The organism is Providencia sp. PROV189, from assembly GCF_028480065.1.
GTDB lineage: Bacteria > Pseudomonadota > Gammaproteobacteria > Enterobacterales > Enterobacteriaceae > Providencia > Providencia stuartii.
The window spans coordinates 125,788-142,628 of record NZ_JAMPOG010000010.1; the positions used below are offsets into that span (position 1 = coordinate 125,788).

At 43.1% G+C, this 16,841-nt stretch carries 13 protein-coding genes and 3 tRNA genes; 5 read left to right on the forward strand and 11 right to left on the reverse strand.

Annotated features, from left to right (window positions below; genetic code table 11):
* Positions 1–4: 4 nt before the first annotated feature.
* Positions 5–1,300 (reverse strand): N-acetylmuramoyl-L-alanine amidase AmiB, encoded by a 1,296-nt coding sequence (gene amiB / locus PR833_RS08615; RefSeq protein WP_036942650.1) that lies wholly within the window; start codon positions 1,298–1,300, stop codon positions 5–7.
* Between the two features lie 14 nt (positions 1,301–1,314).
* Positions 1,315–1,779: a tRNA (adenosine(37)-N6)-threonylcarbamoyltransferase complex ATPase subunit type 1 TsaE gene (tsaE, locus tag PR833_RS08620; RefSeq protein WP_004915627.1), complete on the reverse strand. Its 465-nt coding sequence runs from the start codon at positions 1,777–1,779 to the stop codon at positions 1,315–1,317.
* Between the two features lie 241 nt (positions 1,780–2,020).
* Between tsaE and queG the strand changes: the two genes are divergently transcribed.
* Positions 2,021–3,178: a tRNA epoxyqueuosine(34) reductase QueG gene (gene queG, locus PR833_RS08625; RefSeq protein WP_040132543.1), complete on the forward strand. Its 1,158-nt coding sequence runs from the start codon at positions 2,021–2,023 to the stop codon at positions 3,176–3,178.
* A 698-nt stretch (positions 3,179–3,876) separates the two neighbouring features.
* On the opposite strand, the gene PR833_RS08630 is transcribed toward queG, so the two are convergent.
* The 4 genes from PR833_RS08630 to orn form a co-directional block, all read right to left on the reverse strand.
* Positions 3,877–3,952: transfer RNA gene (locus PR833_RS08630), tRNA-Gly, on the reverse strand.
* Between the two features lie 39 nt (positions 3,953–3,991).
* Positions 3,992–4,067: transfer RNA gene (locus tag PR833_RS08635), tRNA-Gly, on the reverse strand.
* A gap of 40 nt (positions 4,068–4,107) precedes the next feature.
* A tRNA-Gly gene (locus PR833_RS08640) sits at positions 4,108–4,183 on the reverse strand.
* A gap of 346 nt (positions 4,184–4,529) precedes the next feature.
* On the reverse strand, positions 4,530–5,072 hold the full coding sequence (gene orn, locus PR833_RS08645; RefSeq protein WP_014657301.1) for an oligoribonuclease: 543 nt from the start codon (positions 5,070–5,072) through the stop codon (positions 4,530–4,532).
* 117 nt (positions 5,073–5,189) lie between these two features.
* Here orn and rsgA point away from each other — a divergent pair, with 117 nt between their 5' ends.
* The 4 genes from rsgA (at position 5,190) to PR833_RS08665 (ending at position 11,109) form a co-directional block, all read left to right on the forward strand.
* Positions 5,190–6,242 (forward strand): small ribosomal subunit biogenesis GTPase RsgA, encoded by a 1,053-nt coding sequence (gene rsgA / locus PR833_RS08650; protein ID WP_040133385.1) that lies wholly within the window; start codon positions 5,190–5,192, stop codon positions 6,240–6,242.
* Between the two features lie 127 nt (positions 6,243–6,369).
* Entirely contained in the window at positions 6,370–7,326 is a 957-nt protein-coding gene (asd, locus tag PR833_RS08655; protein WP_272526030.1) for an archaetidylserine decarboxylase, read from the forward strand.
* Between the two features lie 38 nt (positions 7,327–7,364).
* Complete coding sequence (gene mscM, locus PR833_RS08660; RefSeq protein ID WP_040132544.1) at positions 7,365–10,706, forward strand: miniconductance mechanosensitive channel MscM; 3,342 nt, start codon at positions 7,365–7,367, stop codon at positions 10,704–10,706.
* Between the two features lie 70 nt (positions 10,707–10,776).
* Positions 10,777–11,109, forward strand: a complete 333-nt coding sequence (locus PR833_RS08665) for a hypothetical protein (protein WP_004915603.1) — start codon at positions 10,777–10,779, stop codon at positions 11,107–11,109.
* Positions 11,110–11,118: 9 nt separating this feature from the next.
* On the opposite strand, the gene PR833_RS08670 is transcribed toward PR833_RS08665, so the two are convergent.
* The 5 genes from PR833_RS08670 to recQ form a co-directional block, all read right to left on the reverse strand.
* A complete protein-coding gene (locus PR833_RS08670) occupies positions 11,119–11,910 on the reverse strand; it encodes a tetratricopeptide repeat protein (RefSeq protein ID WP_004915601.1) in 792 nt (263 codons plus the stop codon).
* Between the two features lie 262 nt (positions 11,911–12,172).
* Positions 12,173–12,886, reverse strand: coding sequence for a hypothetical protein (locus PR833_RS08675; RefSeq protein WP_053110818.1), 714 nt, complete (start codon positions 12,884–12,886; stop codon positions 12,173–12,175).
* A 223-nt stretch (positions 12,887–13,109) separates the two neighbouring features.
* On the reverse strand, positions 13,110–13,916 hold the full coding sequence (gene yigL / locus PR833_RS08680; RefSeq protein ID WP_004915597.1) for a sugar/pyridoxal phosphate phosphatase YigL: 807 nt from the start codon (positions 13,914–13,916) through the stop codon (positions 13,110–13,112).
* A 13-nt stretch (positions 13,917–13,929) separates the two neighbouring features.
* Entirely contained in the window at positions 13,930–14,925 is a 996-nt protein-coding gene (pldB, locus tag PR833_RS08685) for a lysophospholipase L2 (RefSeq protein ID WP_004915594.1), read from the reverse strand.
* Between the two features lie 15 nt (positions 14,926–14,940).
* Positions 14,941–16,767 (reverse strand): ATP-dependent DNA helicase RecQ, encoded by a 1,827-nt coding sequence (gene recQ, locus PR833_RS08690; RefSeq protein WP_004915592.1) that lies wholly within the window; start codon positions 16,765–16,767, stop codon positions 14,941–14,943.
* Positions 16,768–16,841 lie beyond the last annotated feature (74 nt).

The window sequence follows — 16,841 nt, forward strand, 5'->3', positions numbered from 1 at the left end:
CCCCTTAATTAGGTGCCGCTTGCAACGGATTTGCAAGGAAGTATTGCCGCAAACCTTGGTGGATAGCTTCGGCGACCTTCTCTTGATAGTCATTGGATTTAAGCAACTGCTCTTCAGCGCTATTACTAATAAACCCTGTTTCTACCAGAATCGAAGGAATATCAGGCGAACGCAAAACCCCAAGGCTGGCATGCTCTGGGCTACGTTTATGAATATTACCCACTTTTCTTAATTGATGGAGTACTTGTACCGCCACATCATAGCCAACCCGCTGTGAATGACCGAATTGTAAATCGAGTACCGCTTGGCTCAAGTAAGGGTCTGCACCACTTAATGCATCGCCTGCTCCACCTAATAGCTCGGATTGTTTTTCTCGTTGTTCCAACCAGTTACCTAATTCACTATTCGCACGTCGATTTGACAATACCCAAACAGAAGCGCCTCGCGCACTACTATTTGGTGCAGAGTCAGCGTGAATAGAAACTAACATGTTAGCCCCTTTCTTACGTGCAACATCTGAACGCCCACTGACAGAAATAAAATAATCACCATCTCGGGTCATCGCTGGCTTGAACATAGGGTCAGCCTCAAGTTTTGCATACAGTTTACGTGCAACACTTAACGTAACATCTTTTTCTCGATAGCCGTTTTTACCAATCGCTCCGGGGTCTTTGCCACCATGCCCAGCATCAATAGCAATCACGACCTGTTTTGCCCCCTTGGGCATTGTTTTATTGGTTTTAACTGGTGCAGGTGCAACAGCTGGTCGCTGTGCCTGCGAATTCATTTTTAACGGTTTATCTTGCACCGCATTATTAGGCACTTGCATCGGTTGAGTCGTATTATTGAAAGACGTTGGTGCACGACTTTGCCCCGAGGAAAGCGTAAATACCACTTGATACTGCCCAGCGACTTGTTTCAGCGACGTTTGTACTTTTGCCGCTTTTGACAGTTCCAATACGATACGTTTGTGTCGGCTATCCGGTGGCTGGCTGGTACGAACCACTTTAACCAAATCACCAGCAGGCACTCTCATTGGTAGGCCGATAATTTCGCCATTTTGCTTAACATCAATAACTAGCCGCTCTGGCGAATGCAGGGGAAAATATTTGTAATCAGGCTTACCATCCATGAAGGATAGTGTCACCTGTGCATTTGATGGGCTATTATCAACCTGTATGTTCGATAAGGTCGCCGCCTGTACAGGTCGTGCAACTAACCATAATGCAACAATCATCAACAGCAATAAGAAGGAGAAAAAACTTCTTTTTGTTATTTTTCTCGGCAATGCATTCGTCATGAGCAATATATCCCTTAGAGTGCTTGTAATTCTTCTAACAACGACTCCCCATTTGCAGAAAAAGCAATAAAGTGAGCCTGACGCCCTTCATCCTGATAAGTCAAATGGAGTTCAAGATCCGCTTCTGGCAGAAAACCTTTGCCTTGTTGAGGCCATTCCACTAAACAGATCGACTCAGGGGAAAAATAGTCTCGGATCCCCATAAATTCCAATTCTTCTGGATCAGCTAAACGATAAAGATCAAAATGAAAAACCTGCCCATCAGGAAGATCATAAGGCTCCACAAGCGTATACGTCGGGCTTTTTACGTGACCTTGGTGCCCGAGTGCCTGTAAGAAACCGCGACTAAATGTCGTTTTGCCAGCGCCCAAATCGCCATACAAGTTAATCACGACGCCTCGTTGACAGGCATTTGCGACAGCGCGCCCTAGCGCCACTGTTTGCTCTTCGTTGGCAAGTTGTAAAATACGTTCTTTCATGGAAAGTTCAATCAGCTATAGTAAGGAAAAATAGATCAATATAGATATAATGACTATATTAACCTAAGCCGATCCATTTTTCTTAAATAACATTACAGAAATATTTAGATAGTGGATATCAGATAAGCGACTAATCCTGTTACATCACACAACAGGGCATCAGTGATGATTTTGTGAAATCACGGGATCATGGTAAAGTGCCCCTGCAATTTCACTCAGCTTAGCATCAATATAAAATCTAATGGCAACACATCTCGATCTCAACCTTCTTGCACAAAATATCAAACAATGGGGGAGTGAAGTTGGCTTCCAGCAAGTCGGTATTTGTGACACTGACCTTTCCCTTGAAGAGCCAAAATTACAGGCATGGCTCGATAAGCAATACCACGGTGAGATGGCGTGGATGGCACGCCATGGGATGATGCGAGCAAGACCTCACGAATTACATCCCGGCACATTGCGCGTGATCAGCGTGCGTATGAACTACCTGCCTGCAAAAGCAGCTTTTGCCAGCACATTAAGTAACCCTGAATTAGGTTATATTAGCCGCTATGCACTAGGTAGAGATTACCATAAGCTATTAAAAAAGCGCTTGAAAATGCTCAGCGATCGCATCTTGGCATACTGCCGAGAACATATCTGCTCTGACGATCTCAATTTTCGCCCATTTGTCGACTCTGCCCCTATTTTAGAACGCCCTCTCGCCGTCAAGGCAGGCTTAGGCTGGACAGGCAAGCATTCGTTGATCCTTAATCGTGAAGCTGGATCGTGGTTTTTTCTCGGTGAACTTTTAGTTAATTTACCTCTTCCTATCGATCAACCTGTTGAAGAGCAGTGTGGTCGCTGTTTGGCCTGTATGACCACTTGCCCTACCGGCGCGATCGTTGAACCTTATGTCGTCGATGCTCGCCGCTGCATTTCTTATCTAACCATTGAGCTTGATGGCCCGATCCCGGAAGAGTTTCGCCCACTGATGGGGAATCGGATCTACGGCTGTGATGACTGCCAATTGATCTGCCCTTGGAACCGTTTTTCACAATTAACCGATGAAGAAGATTTTAGCCCAAGACGCGTATTACACACGCCCGAACTTCTTGAACTATTTAGCTGGGATGAAGAGACTTTCCTAAAAGTGACTGAAGGTTCAGCAATTCGCCGCATTGGTTACTTAAAATGGCTCAGAAATATCAGTGTCGCGTTAGGCAATGCCCCCTATCAGGACACGATTGTCAACGCATTGCGCTCACGGTTAGGCATGGGGGAGATGTTGGATGAGCATATCCAATGGGCAATACAACAACAATTACAGCGCCGAGAAGAAAACCAAGTAACTATTCAAACTTCACAGCAGAAACGCCTTGTACGCGCCATATCTAAAGGTTTACCTAGGGATGCTTAAAAATAATACACCCCTATACTGCAAACGAATAAAAATCAACTCCGTGTGAATAAAATAAAAAATTGCTTAGCTGACAATAGGTAAAGAATTTGCAAGCTAGGTTAGCCACATTTTAAACAAAAATATTTACTATTAAATTCAGTAAGATATCTATCACCACGAAGCAATAGCTTTTTGGAGTATGTGCGATTACCTATCATGCTATCCTGTGGATAACTCGGTGCATTAAAGTATTACAGACGCGTAAAAGCACCACAGCATTGATGATAGGTTGTGGATAACTTATTAATGATAGGAAATTAAATAAGTCCTCTTTTTTACTACTCTCAGCAAAATTAAAGCGCTTAAAACACAAGGTTGGTACAAAAAAATTACTGAAACTGCAAAAATCGGCTTTTTTGTTTATTATTACAACTGAAATTATAACAATTTGGATACTTATTGATCGCCCCTATTGGTCAGGGGGTGGCTATTCTATGGCGACAAGTTAATGAATGCAAGCAGAAAAAACCGCAAGATCTGAAAAAGATCCCAAAGAGTGTGATGATCATCACTCTCTGCCGATCATCACTAAAAGAAAAGCATTTGTTGATGAATAAACAGATTCGAACGCAATTCACCTAGTGCATCAAATAGGTGTCATTTCTTAATGAAAGCAGTTGGATTTTTAACAATAAGAGGTAAGAGACTAAGGATTTTGGAGCGGGAAACGAGACTCGAACTCGCGACCCCGACCTTGGCAAGGTCGTGCTCTACCAACTGAGCTATTCCCGCATTTGGATAGGTAACTACAACTAAAACACTAAGAGAGATTGGAGCGGGAAACGAGACTCGAACTCGCGACCCCGACCTTGGCAAGGTCGTGCTCTACCAACTGAGCTATTCCCGCATACCGAAAATAGTGTTCTAGCTAAAACATTAAGAGAGTTTGGAGCGGGAAACGAGACTCGAACTCGCGACCCCGACCTTGGCAAGGTCGTGCTCTACCAACTGAGCTATTCCCGCAAAATACTTTCTTTTTGCTTTACCGTACTCATGAAAATCTTCATCGGTACGGGGAGCGCATTATACGAGAAATTGCACGGCAGGCAAGCCCCTTAGCTCAATTTTTTCACTTTTTTATTTGTTTGCTGATAAATTGGGCATTGTGATGATTTTATCAGCGTTGCAAGTAAACTTCTGATTTCAATCAGTTAACATTTTTTACTTTTTTCTAAAAACGCATCGCCCAATGACGTCCATGCCATGAAAACCCCAATGCCTGTTACTTATACTTTTAACGCGCTGTAATAAGTTAACCGCTAAAAAAATTGGCCACCTTTTGGTCGCCAATCTCAGTTTTCTGCTTTGATTATTTGATAAAGGTCTCACGGTAATAAGCCAATTCTGCAATAGACTCGCGAATATCATCTAAAGCTTGGTGTGTGCCTTTTTTAGTGAAGCCCGCGAGAATTTCAGGTTTCCAGCGACGAGCTAACTCTTTTAGGGTGCTAACATCAAGGTAACGATAGTGGAAATAGCTTTCTAACTCAGGCATGTAGCGGAATAGAAAACGACGGTCTTGACCAACGCTATTCCCACAGATTGGTGATGCCCCTTTTGGTACCCACTGCTCTAGAAACTCAATCGTCGCTAATTCAGCTTCACGCTCACTGAAAGTACTGCTTTTAACGCGTTCAACCAAGCCGCTTGCTGTATGGGTATTCACATTCCATTCATCCATCAAATCCAATTGTGCTTGTGTTTGATGAACCGCAATGACAGGACCTTGTGCTAAAATATTAAGCTGACTGTCGGTAACGATAGTGGCAATTTCGATAATACGGTCACGCTCAGGATCGAGACCCGTCATTTCTAAATCGATCCAGATTAAATTATTCTCATTCTTTTGCATCATATACCCTAACTTGATCCAATGGAGTTCGTGTATGATAACGCGTTTGAGGTATCGACGCGATCCACTCAAGTTAGTAAACAAGAAAACTCAGCCAACAATATCAAGAGAGGTCAGGTGGCTAAGCAGAAACTGTCAAAAGGCCAACAGCGCCGAGTACAGGCAAATCATCAAAAAAGACTTAAAAAACAAAAAGTCACTGAGATTGATGACAGCCTATTAGGAGAAGCGCAAGAAGGGCTAGTGATCAGCCGATTTGGGCAACATGCTGACATCGAAGCAAGCGATGGCACATTACAGCGTTGTAACTTACGCCGAACTATTTCATCTCTCGTCACAGGAGATCGCGTAGTTTGGCGCCCTGCGTTGAATACACAAGCCGATATCAAAGTTAATGGCATTGTTGAAGCCGTTCACGAACGCCACTCCGTCCTAACACGCCCTGACTATTATGATGGGCTAAAGCCTATTGCTGCAAATATTGACCAAATTGTGGTCGTTTCCTCGATTTTACCCGAGCTATCTCTGAATATTATCGATCGCTATTTAGTGGCTTGCGAAACTTTAGGCATCCAACCCATTATTGTCCTAAACAAAATTGACCTATTAGACCAAGAAAACCGTGAATGGGTCAGCGAATTAATGACTATTTACAGTGATATTGGTTACCAAGTACTGGAAGTTTCTAGCCATACCAACGAAGGAATGGAAGCACTTACTAACGCACTGATCGGCAAAATATCAGTATTTGTAGGTCAATCTGGCGTTGGCAAGTCCAGTTTACTGAACGCTCTTTTGCCTCATAATGAAGAAACCATTTTAGTCAATGACGTTTCAGATACTTCAGGGCTAGGCCAGCACACCACAACGACAGCGCGGTTATATCATTTTCCGTTAGGTGGTGATGTCATTGACTCCCCGGGAGTACGTGAATTCGGCCTATGGCATCTTTCTACGGAACAAGTAACAAAAGGTTTTGTCGAATTTAAAGACTATTTAGGTGGCTGTAAGTTCCGCGATTGTAAGCATTTGGATGATCCCGGTTGTCTACTGCGTGAAGCCACGGAAGAAGGGAAAATCGCCGAATCACGGTTTGAAAATTATCATCGTATTTTGGAGAGCATGGAACAGATTAAGCCTCGTGGGAATTTTACGGGTAAAGATAAGTAGTTTTGGCTTAACGACTCACTAACCAAGTGAGCGAGTACTTACATTTATTTTGGTAGGTGATTCATCAATGGTAAAGATTTTTAAGCCTATCGAAACAAAATAGCCTATTTAAAAAAGCAAAGGTACAATGACTGCCTTTTTGCTAACTGGCCTTTACGAATTTGAGGTTAACGTGCTAGATAAGATTAAAATACGTTTGCAATATATTCTACCAAAACAGGGTCTTACAAGACTTGCCGGCTGGTTCGCCGATAAGAATGCAGGCTTTGTCACTCAATGGGCAATTAAGCTGTTTGCAAAAGCCTATAAAGTGGATATGAGTGAAGCACAAAAAAGCGAGTTCACCGCTTATGCAACGTTTAATGATTTCTTTATTAGGCCGCTAAAAGAAGAAGCGCGCCCATTAGTGACAGGAAAACACCAATTAGCGCAACCGGCTGATGGTGCGGTGAGCCAATTAGGTTCAATTCAAGATGACCAAATCTTTCAAGCCAAAGGTCACCATTATACGGTCGAAGCCTTGCTCGCGGGTAATTATCAGCTAGCTGATAAATTCCGTGGCGGTGAGTTTATCACAACCTATTTATCCCCTAGCGATTATCACCGTGTACATATGCCATGCGATGGGTTATTAACCGAGATGATTTATGTACCGGGTGATTTATTCTCTGTCAACCCATTGACCGCCGCCAATGTTCCCAACCTCTTTGCCCGTAATGAGCGCCTAATTTGTGTGTTTAAAACCGATGTGGGTCTGATGGTGCAAATCTTAGTCGGTGCCACTATCGTTGGTAGCATTGAAACTGTCTGGGGTGGTTGTGTTAACCAACAGCGTGAAGGGGTTATTAAGCGCTGGACCTACCCAGATCAACTGACTGAAAGTGCCGTATTCTTGAAAAAAGGCGAAGAAATGGGTCTCTTTAAGCTAGGTTCAACCGTCATTAACCTGTTTGAACCGAACGCTATTCGTTTTAATGCCTCACTGATCCCCGGCTATGCGACTCGTATGGGAGAGCTACTGGCGGAAACCGTGGCAAATGATACCTCAGTGGATACCGCCGCTGAGCAAATTGAAACCCAGTAATACCTTATATTGTTAATTGCTTGAAGGAGCTCCTGACTGTGCGTTTGATTATCGGTTTTTTTTTCAGCCTGCTAATCGCCTTCTCTGCGGCAGGGGCTTCCAATAGTACGCCAAATGAAGCACTGATTAAGCAAGAGCTTGCTCAGCTCGACCCCAGTAAAAACCCTAAAGATGCGGAAATAGCGCAAGCATTTCAAGGCGCACTTAACTGGATCAGTGAAGCCAATCAGTCGGAAGCTAAAGCCAAGTCTTATCAAGACGCCATCGATAATTTCCCTAAAATTATCAAGGGGCTAAGACAAGAACTACTCAATGAAAGCGATGAGCCAACCAATATTCCAACCAATATCAGCTTGTCTGAGCTTGAACAACAAATCATTCAAGTGAGTAGTCAGCTTCTCGATCAGGGAAGAAAGACACAGCAGGAGCAAGATAAAGGCCGAGAAATCAGTGAATCGCTAAGTGCATTACCAAAACAATTATCAGAAGCACGCCGCCTCCTTTCTGAAGCGTCATTTCGCTTACAATCACTAAGCTCTCCTACTACACCATTAGCAGAAGCCCAAACAACCTTAGCTCAAGCCGAAGTGAGTGCTCGCAAAGCTGAGGTTAATGAGCTTGAAATGGCGCAATTATCCGCGAATAACCGCCAAGAAATTTCACGCGTCGCTTTAGAACTGAATAAAAAGCGTTATAACCGGCTGGAGCTTGAATTACAAAAATTACGTGAAGTGCAAAATACGTTGCGCCAGCAAAAAGCGGTATTAGCACTCGAACACACCGAAATGCTTGCAGAACAAGGTGAGTTGACCCCTTTCCTTAAAGATCAAATTGATATTAACCGCAAGCTATCCCAAGAACTGACTGAGCAAGCGGTTCGTATGAACACTATCAGTACGAGCCAAGCAGAAATCTCCTCGGGAATACAAGATGCACGCCAAGCATTGACAACTATCCGCGAGCAAGCGCAGTGGCTTGATGGTTCAAGTACGTTAGGTGAGGCACTTCGTACCCAATTATCACGTTTACCGGAAATTCCTAAAAGCCAGCAGCTTAACCGTGATATGGCAGATTTACGGGTACAACGCCTAAATTATGAAGATATGCTAGACCGGTTATCCAAACTGGATACCGCCACACAAGAGACCGAAAATAATTTAAGCCCAGCACAAGCGCAAGTCTACTCATCATTAATTAAGACGCGTAAAGAGCTGCTAACCGCGCTCATTTCTGGCTTTGATACCGAGATGTTAGAGCTGACAAAATTAAATGTCGCCACTAGCCAACTAACAGACGCATTAAAAGATGTTAAAGATGCGTCACACCGTTATCTGTTTTGGGTTGCCGATGCTCCACCGGTAACACTCCACTATCCTGTTTTATTGATAACAGATATTACTCAGTTGCTCTCTTTAGACACCTTATCGCAGCTCACTGGTGCCTTTAAAGTGATGTTAACAACTCAAGACACCTTCCTATATCTGTTTGGCTCGATCATTTTAGTGATTTTTAGTATTAGCACGCGTAAGCATTATCAAGACTTTCTAGATAGAGCAAGCTTACGCATTGGTAAAGTGACTCAAGACCACTTTTACCTCACCATACGCACGATTTTTTGGTCTATTATTGTGGCGCTACCACTCCCAATGATGTGGTCTGCCATTGGTTATGGCCTGCAAAGTGCTTGGCAATACCCGATGGCGGCGGCAATAGGTTATGGTGTCAGTGCCACAACTCCCGTGCTATGGCTATTTATGATCAGTGAAACATTTTCACGCCCAACGGGTCTATTTATTGCGCACTTTGGGTGGGATAAAGATGCGGTAAAACGTGCGATGCGTTATTACCGGCTCGCGATATTTGTCATCGTACCTCTGATGATGGCGCTGATCACTTTTGAGCACTACAGTGATAGGGAATTTTCTGCCTCCATCGGTCGCTTCTGCTTCTTGCTACTGTGCTTTGCATTGAGCTTAATGACAAACAATTTGCGCCGCACCCATGTGCCTCTCTACCTTGATAGACATGGTTCAGGGGATAACCTAATCAATAAAGCACTGTGGTGGATGCTGCTGGTTGCACCGATTATCGCTGCATTCTTCTCACTATTAGGCTACTTCTCAACGTCTCAAGCCCTGCTTGGCCGTTTAGAGACCTCTGTCGCGATATGGTTTGTATTATTGATTGTCTACCATGCTATCCGCCGTTGGATGTCAATACAGCGCCGTAAATTAGCCTTTGAACGAGCCAAACAACGTCGTGCAGAAATCTTAGCGCAAAGGGCCAAAGGGGAAGAAGATATTCACCAACCCAATGCGAGTGGCGAAGGGAACATTGATATTGATGAGCAAGTGATTGACCTTGATGCAATCAGCGCGCAATCCGTCGGGTTAGTCCGCTCAATCCTCACGATGATAGCGTTGGTTTCTCTCATTTGGCTCTGGTCTGAACTCCACACTGCATTTTCGTTCCTTGAAAATATTCGTCTGTGGGATGTAACCTCGACAATTAATGGGGTCGATACTGTTCAGCCGATCACTATGGGGTCTATCTTTATCGCCATACTGATCATTATCGTCACGACTCAGTTGGTGCGTAACTTACCTGCACTCCTTGAATTGGCAGTATTGCAGCACTTAGATTTAACCCCTGGTACAGGGTATGCCATCACGACATTAACCAAATACTCATTGACCATCATTGGTACCATCGTTGGTTTCTCAATGCTCGGGATTGATTGGTCAAAATTACAATGGCTGATAGCCGCCATGGGGGTTGGTTTAGGTTTCGGCTTACAAGAGATTTTTGCCAATATTATTTCTGGGTTGATGATCTTATTTGAAAAACCAATTCGAATTGGCGATACCGTGACGATCCGTAATCTGACAGGGAGTATTACAAAGATTAATACTCGAGCCACAACCTTAACAGATTGGGATAGAAAAGAGATTATTGTGCCTAATAAGGCCTTTATTACTGAGCAATTTATTAACTGGTCCTTATCTGACACGATCACGCGTATCGTGATGACGATCCCTGCTCCTGCCGATGCAGATAGCCAGCAAGTGACCTCTATCATACTCAGTGCGGCCGAGCGTTCCACGATGATACTTGATAACCCGAACCCAGAGGTTTATTTAGTTGATTTACAACAAGGCATTCAAATCTTTGAATTGCGTGTTTATGCTGCCGAGATGGGGCATCGGTTACCTGCACGTCATGAAATCCATCAAAACATACTGGCAGCATTTGCAGAGCAAGGCATTACCTTGCCATTCCCACCATTCCAAGCTCGAGTGGACATACGGGAGAATGCACTGCAAAGCGCAACAAACAACCTCTCTGGTCGCAACCCTCCGCGTAAATCCGGGGAGTTATAATGGCGATATTCAAGGTCAGCGGCCATCAAGCCGTTGACCTTAATACTCAATCGATGATTAAGGTAGAAAAATGAAAGCGCCCATTGAACCACAAGATGAACTGACTTTATTGCGAGTCTCTCAACTTGAGAAGATCGGCTCCATTCTGTTTTTTCTTATTCCACTCATCATCTTACTGGTGGTAGGTAAATCATTTGCAGTCAACATCCTGTATTTATGGCAAGTGCTGACCCTGTTATATATTGTGGCGTTTCGTATTTTGGTGAGTAAAGTATCAAATAAGCAACTACAGTTGGATGTGCGTCGGGGATGGGGATATAACCGTTTTTACCGTATGAGCTGGGCCTATCTTGTATTATCCGTGATCATTATGGTGGGATATCGGATCATATCCCACGAATGATCAGATCATTCAACCTGCTTTAAATCCATAGGATTGAATATAGTTCTCTGCTAATTTTTGCGCTTGCTTTAATTCGCTTTCGCTTAATTGCTCTGCGACTTTACTTTGCAGCCGATGGCTCTCTTTATTACCGCTATACACCGCGGTGGTTAGCCAAGCATAAGATTGCTGAAGGTTTTTCTTTACACCTTTCCCTTCAGAGTACATGACCCCTAAACGATCTTGTGCTTTTGCATCGCGCTGCTTCGCAGCTTTGCGGAACCAAAACACCGCTTTTTCATTATCGAGATCAACACCACTGCCGATAGAATACATTTGGCCAATATGGAATTGGGCAATCACGTTGCCCCCTTGAGCGGCCTTTCTGAACCAATAAGCTGCCTTTTCGAGATCTTGAGCGACACCAAGGCCTTGAGCATACATCATCGCCATATTGGTTTCTGCCCGTGTATCATTCTGTTTAGCCGCTTGTTGATACCAAAGCATCGCTTTATCGTAGTCTCGGCGAACGCCAAAGCCGTTCACATACATTGTTCCTAATTGGAATTGAGCGTCTGCATTGCCTTGATCACCCGCCTTGATAAACCATTCGGCAGCGACTTTAGAATCTTGAGAAACGCCATTACCTTTAAAATAGCGTTGACCGAGAAGATATTGTGCGGTTGGATCACCTTTTTGTGCTAATTGCGTAATTTGCTCTATTGTCTGTTGTGAAGGTGCCGATTTTATCGGGGGAGTAGCCAGTAATAATGAACTATAGCAAACAGAGCCCAACAATAGCGCTAACGCAATTTTTTTCATCCTAAACAACCCTCAACAGTGCAAATTACCGACTGCGAAAACAGTGTGATCCATTATTATCGGCAAACTGCTGCTAAGCTATAGCCTAAACACACTGCCGACTCGTTGATAGTTTAATGCCACTTGCATACAGAAAGAATAGGAAAATTGACTTTATTGCAAATTCAGCATCTTTTTTTAAGTTTGTTGTATAAAATGAGATATTTCCTGATCCAAGTAAGGTGTCGGCAACACCTTACTTTCGTTATGGTAAGACACACGCTTACGGTTTAGCATGGCACAATTGATTGGGTAAAAAAGCATCGAGAGAGTTGTCTCGAAATACTGGTATTTCGCTTTCTGCTGGAGGGAGCGCACTAATATGGCTTGATAGCAATAACTCATCGGCTCTCTCTTGTATTCTCCGGTATAACACAATGTCTCGAGGCAGCTCCCCAGTTAACCGAAATACATCTAATGTTTCTTTAATCGGCTCAAGGTCACTATTAATCCCTTGTAGGTCATATTGAAGATAACCTCTCACTTCAATTAACTGCTGCATTTCCTCAATAATTTGACGGTATGAACCATAATAAGAATGACTAATGCGGCTTAATTCATCGTTAACTTTATCGAAAAATTCCTGTGATACTATAAAGCTATTTAGCATTTCAATATCATTATCAAATTGAGTGGCTTGATATAATGCTGAACCAACATTAATTGCGCTAATTTCATCGAGTATATTTTTATATATTATTTGTTTTTCTAAAATCAATCCAAATAATTCCTTGTTATTTTCCAAATCAGATTTTAGATTATTTAAAATACTGAAAATAAATTGAAAATCACCTTCGTTAACCTCATTATCTATTGAGTTAAAACTCATTTTAGCTGATTGATTTAACTGCAATACCCTCTCTTCATACAGCTTTATTGAACGATGGGCGAGACTTATTTTTTCTAGGAGTTTTTCCACTCTGACGTCGATATCCATACACATTCCCTCTATTTTCAAGCCTAGATAAACAATATTATTTTAATATTAATAGCATAGCTTAAACTAACTTAATTTAGAGTTAAAATTTATATTTAACATATAAACGCTGTTTTTATTTAATATTTAAATAGCTAAGCAGTAGGTGAATGAATAGATTTGCGATAATAAAATAGAGGTCGTTTTATCGACCTCTATTTTCGGATAACATTTAATTTTTACATTATGCTAAATAGAGCTTTCTTAAATAACGCGCTACCGCATCATCGGCATTAGAGCCAATGACCTCAAGTTGAGGTAATTCATCTTTAAGCATCTGGTGAGCATTTTCCATAATGCAACCTTTCCCTGACAAGGTCAGCATTTCTTTATCGTTCATACCATCACCAAAGGCGATACAGTCATGCACTTGATAACCTTGAAGTGCCGCAACTTGTTGCAGGGCTTCCCCTTTAGAAACCACACCAGCCATGACCTCTAAGCAACTACGTAGTGAAAAAGTTACATTAACACGATCTTGCCAACGTTCACGGATGCGATTTTGTAAATCTACCAACATATCGTGATCTTCACTGGTGTAATAGACTTTACAAACATCTGAAGTATCAAAGTTATGGCGATCAAATAGCGTGTACTGAAATACCGATTCTTTAAAGAACTCTTTCTGTTCGGGGCTTTCACGGTTAATAAACCAGTCATCTCCCCCGTAATAGTTGGTCACCAAATCAGGGTGATCAAACTCCATCAAGCACAACTCATGAGCAATTTCAGGATCAACATTATGCTTAAAAATCAATTCACCTTTTGTATTGTGTACCCGTGCACCATTCGACGTGATCATATAGGCATCAATACCTAAACCATCTCTAATTTGTGCAACATCCACATGGTGACGACCCGTCGCAAACACAAAATGGATATCTTGTGTTTCTACTAATTGTTTCAGTGTTTCCTTGGTGAAAGCGGTTAAATCATGATTAGGAGATAAAAGAGTACCGTCCAAATCAGAAGCAACAACAGGATATTTCATAAATCATTCCTAGCTAATACTGCTCAAAAAAATCACAGATAGCATTAAGCGCCATCGCTCTTAATGCATCCACTTCAAACAGGATTTCGTGGTGTGCCCCTTCAATCACGAGGGGTAATTTTTCTTCTCTTCCTGTCTGTGCTTTTTGCCGACTTTGACAAAAAGCCTGTAGCTCTCGATTGCTGACCACTTTATCTTCACTTGCTTCTAACACCAACAGTGGTACATCAATTTCTCCCGCCCGGGCAATTAGCTCATCGCCAATTGCAAAACTTTCTTTTAACCAATGATAGGTAGGGCCACCTAGCCGCAATTCGGGATAATCCGCATAATAGCGGAGATAACGCCGGTAACGTTCCTGACTGTGAGTCAACACATTGATCAAATAAGGCAACGGCTGCCATTTCCCCGTTGAAATCGCATAGTCATTACGCACACTGCGGTGTAGCTCCGCCCGATCAACAATAAAGCTCGCTAACCAGTGTGGGATCGGTAAATTAATCCCAATCATAGGGGCGCAAAACGCCGCTGCATCAAAGGTGACATTATCCCGTAATAAATAGCCGCCGAGGATCGCACTCCCCATTGAGTGGGCTAATGCATAACATTTGAGATAATGCCGACATTGCACTTCAAGTTCAACAAACTTTGCAAAATCATCAATATAGTCAGTAAACTTTTCAACGTGGCCTTTTTGTGGATCATCCAACATACGTCCGGAGCGCCCCTGCCCTCGATGGTCAATAATAAAGACATCGAAACCGAGGTGATAGAAGTCATAGGCAACTTCTGGGTATTTCATATAGCTTTCGCTACGACCAGGGGAGATAACAACGGCTTTATTATTTAGGGAATGGGTAAAACGAACATAGCGAATAGGAACATCATCGACCCCTAGAAATTCAGCTTCTTCTCTGCGCAACCAAAAGTCTAAAAGTGGACCGTTAGCAAATGCAGAAAATTGAGTTTCTCGGTTTAACCAATTTTCTTTCAGCTTTTCTGGGGTCATATGTATATCCTTTCGTCATTCGTAACCTTCAAGATGGTCCCTAATCAATGTCATAAAAGCATCACCAAAGCGTTCAAGCTTTTTCTCCCCCACACCATTAATTAACAACAATTCTGAAGGGGAAGCCGGACAATGCTCAGCCATCTCAATCAGGGTTGCATCATTAAACACAACGAATGGAGGAATATTCTCTTCGTCTGCTATAGATTTACGCAATTTGCGCAACTTAGCAAATAACTTCTTATCATAGTTTCCTCGATAAACTTTGCTTTGCTGATTACGGCTTTTTGCCACCAAAACACGAGGAACAGCAAGTTGCAAAGCGGATTCGCCGCGTAATATCGGCCGAGCCGCTTCCGTTAATTGCAACGCTGAAAAATGCGTAATATTTTGTGTGATCATCCCAAGATGGATCAACTGGCGGATAACGCTGACCCAATGCTCATGGGATTGATCTTTACCGATGCCATATACCGGTAATTTATCATGACCTAGTTCGCGGATGCGCTGATTGTTTGCCCCGCGCAAGACCTCAACAATATAACCAATACCAAAACGCTGACCAACACGGTAAATACAAGATAGCGCTTTTTGGGCATCCACTAGCCCATCATACTGTTTTGGCGGGTCTAAACAGATATCACAATTGCCACACGGCGCTTGCCTATTTTCACCAAAATAATTGAGCAGCACTAATCGGCGGCAAGTTTGAGCCTCCGCAAATGCAGCTATCGCATTCAACTTATGGCGCTCAATATCCTGCTGCAAGCCAGCGGGTTTCTCTTCAAGACAGCGGCGTAGCCATGCCATATCCGCAGGGTCATAAAATAGTACGGCTTCCGCTTCAACCCCATCGCGACCTGCTCGCCCTGTTTCTTGATAATAAGCTTCGATATTGCGAGGGATATCAAAATGCGCCACAAAGCGTACATTGGACTTGTTGATCCCCATACCAAAAGCCACCGTTGCCACAACAATTTGTAGGTTATCTTTTAAAAAAGCATCTTGTACCCACTCTCGTTGTTGGTTATCTAACCCTGCATGATAAGCTGCAACGCTTAACCCACGTTTTTGCAGACGCTCTGCCGTTTCTTCCACTTTGCTACGGCTATTGCAATAGACAATACCCGCTTTACCTTTTTGTGCTTTGATAAAGAACCAAAGCTGATCAAGCGGTTTATATTTTTCGACTAAGGTATAGCGGATATTGGGTCTATCAAAACTGCTGATTTGTATCAAAGGGTCATGTAAGGCCAATAAACGTACGATATCGGCTCGTGTCGTTTCATCTGCTGTTGCCGTTAATGCCATGATAGGAACATCAGGGAAGTGCTGCCGTAACTGACCAATGGCGCGATACTCAGGACGAAAATCATGCCCCCATTGCGAAACACAGTGTGCTTCATCCACCGCCAATAAACTGATATTCCAACTACTCAGCTGGCTAAGAAAATAGTCAGTTAATAACCTTTCGGGCGCAACATACAGCAACTTGATGGCGCCTTGGGCGCATAAGGCCATCACGTCTCGCTGCTCTTGAGCGGTTTGAGAGGAGTTTAAACAAGCTGCTTTGATACCATGAAGGCGTAATTGGTCGACCTGATCTTTCATTAGGGAGATCAAAGGCGATACCACCAGCGTTACCCCCTCTTTAACCAAAGCAGGAACTTGATAACATAGCGATTTACCGCCCCCAGTTGGCATAAGCACCAAACAATCGCGGTTATCGAGTATGGCACGAATAACAGCTTCCTGCCCAGGGCGGAAAGACTGATAACCAAAAGTATTATTGAGTATACTTTCAGCCAGTGAAAACTGGGAGATCACTTCAGCTGTAGACACGCGGATCCTCAAATGACAAACTGATAGCTGCTCAATAGAGCAGCATCTAAATAGCGGGTTAGCACTCGGTGTTT

Bases quoted from the DNA above. Each gene is read 5' to 3' on its own strand.
- amiB (WP_036942650.1), bottom strand. From the start codon at position 1,300: ATGACGAATGCATTGCCGAGAAAAATAACAAAAAGAAGTTTTTTCTCC.
- tsaE (WP_004915627.1), bottom strand. From the start codon at position 1,779: ATGAAAGAACGTATTTTACAACTTGCCAACGAAGAGCAAACAGTGGCG.
- queG (WP_040132543.1), top strand. From the start codon at position 2,021: ATGGCAACACATCTCGATCTCAACCTTCTTGCACAAAATATCAAACAA.
- orn (WP_014657301.1), bottom strand. From the start codon at position 5,072: ATGCAAAAGAATGAGAATAATTTAATCTGGATCGATTTAGAAATGACG.
- asd (WP_272526030.1), top strand. From the start codon at position 6,370: ATGACTGCCTTTTTGCTAACTGGCCTTTACGAATTTGAGGTTAACGTG.
- PR833_RS08665 (WP_004915603.1), top strand. From the start codon at position 10,777: ATGAAAGCGCCCATTGAACCACAAGATGAACTGACTTTATTGCGAGTC.
- PR833_RS08670 (WP_004915601.1), bottom strand. From the start codon at position 11,910: ATGAAAAAAATTGCGTTAGCGCTATTGTTGGGCTCTGTTTGCTATAGT.
- PR833_RS08675 (WP_053110818.1), bottom strand. From the start codon at position 12,886: ATGGATATCGACGTCAGAGTGGAAAAACTCCTAGAAAAAATAAGTCTC.
- yigL (WP_004915597.1), bottom strand. From the start codon at position 13,916: ATGAAATATCCTGTTGTTGCTTCTGATTTGGACGGTACTCTTTTATCT.
- pldB (WP_004915594.1), bottom strand. From the start codon at position 14,925: ATGACCCCAGAAAAGCTGAAAGAAAATTGGTTAAACCGAGAAACTCAA.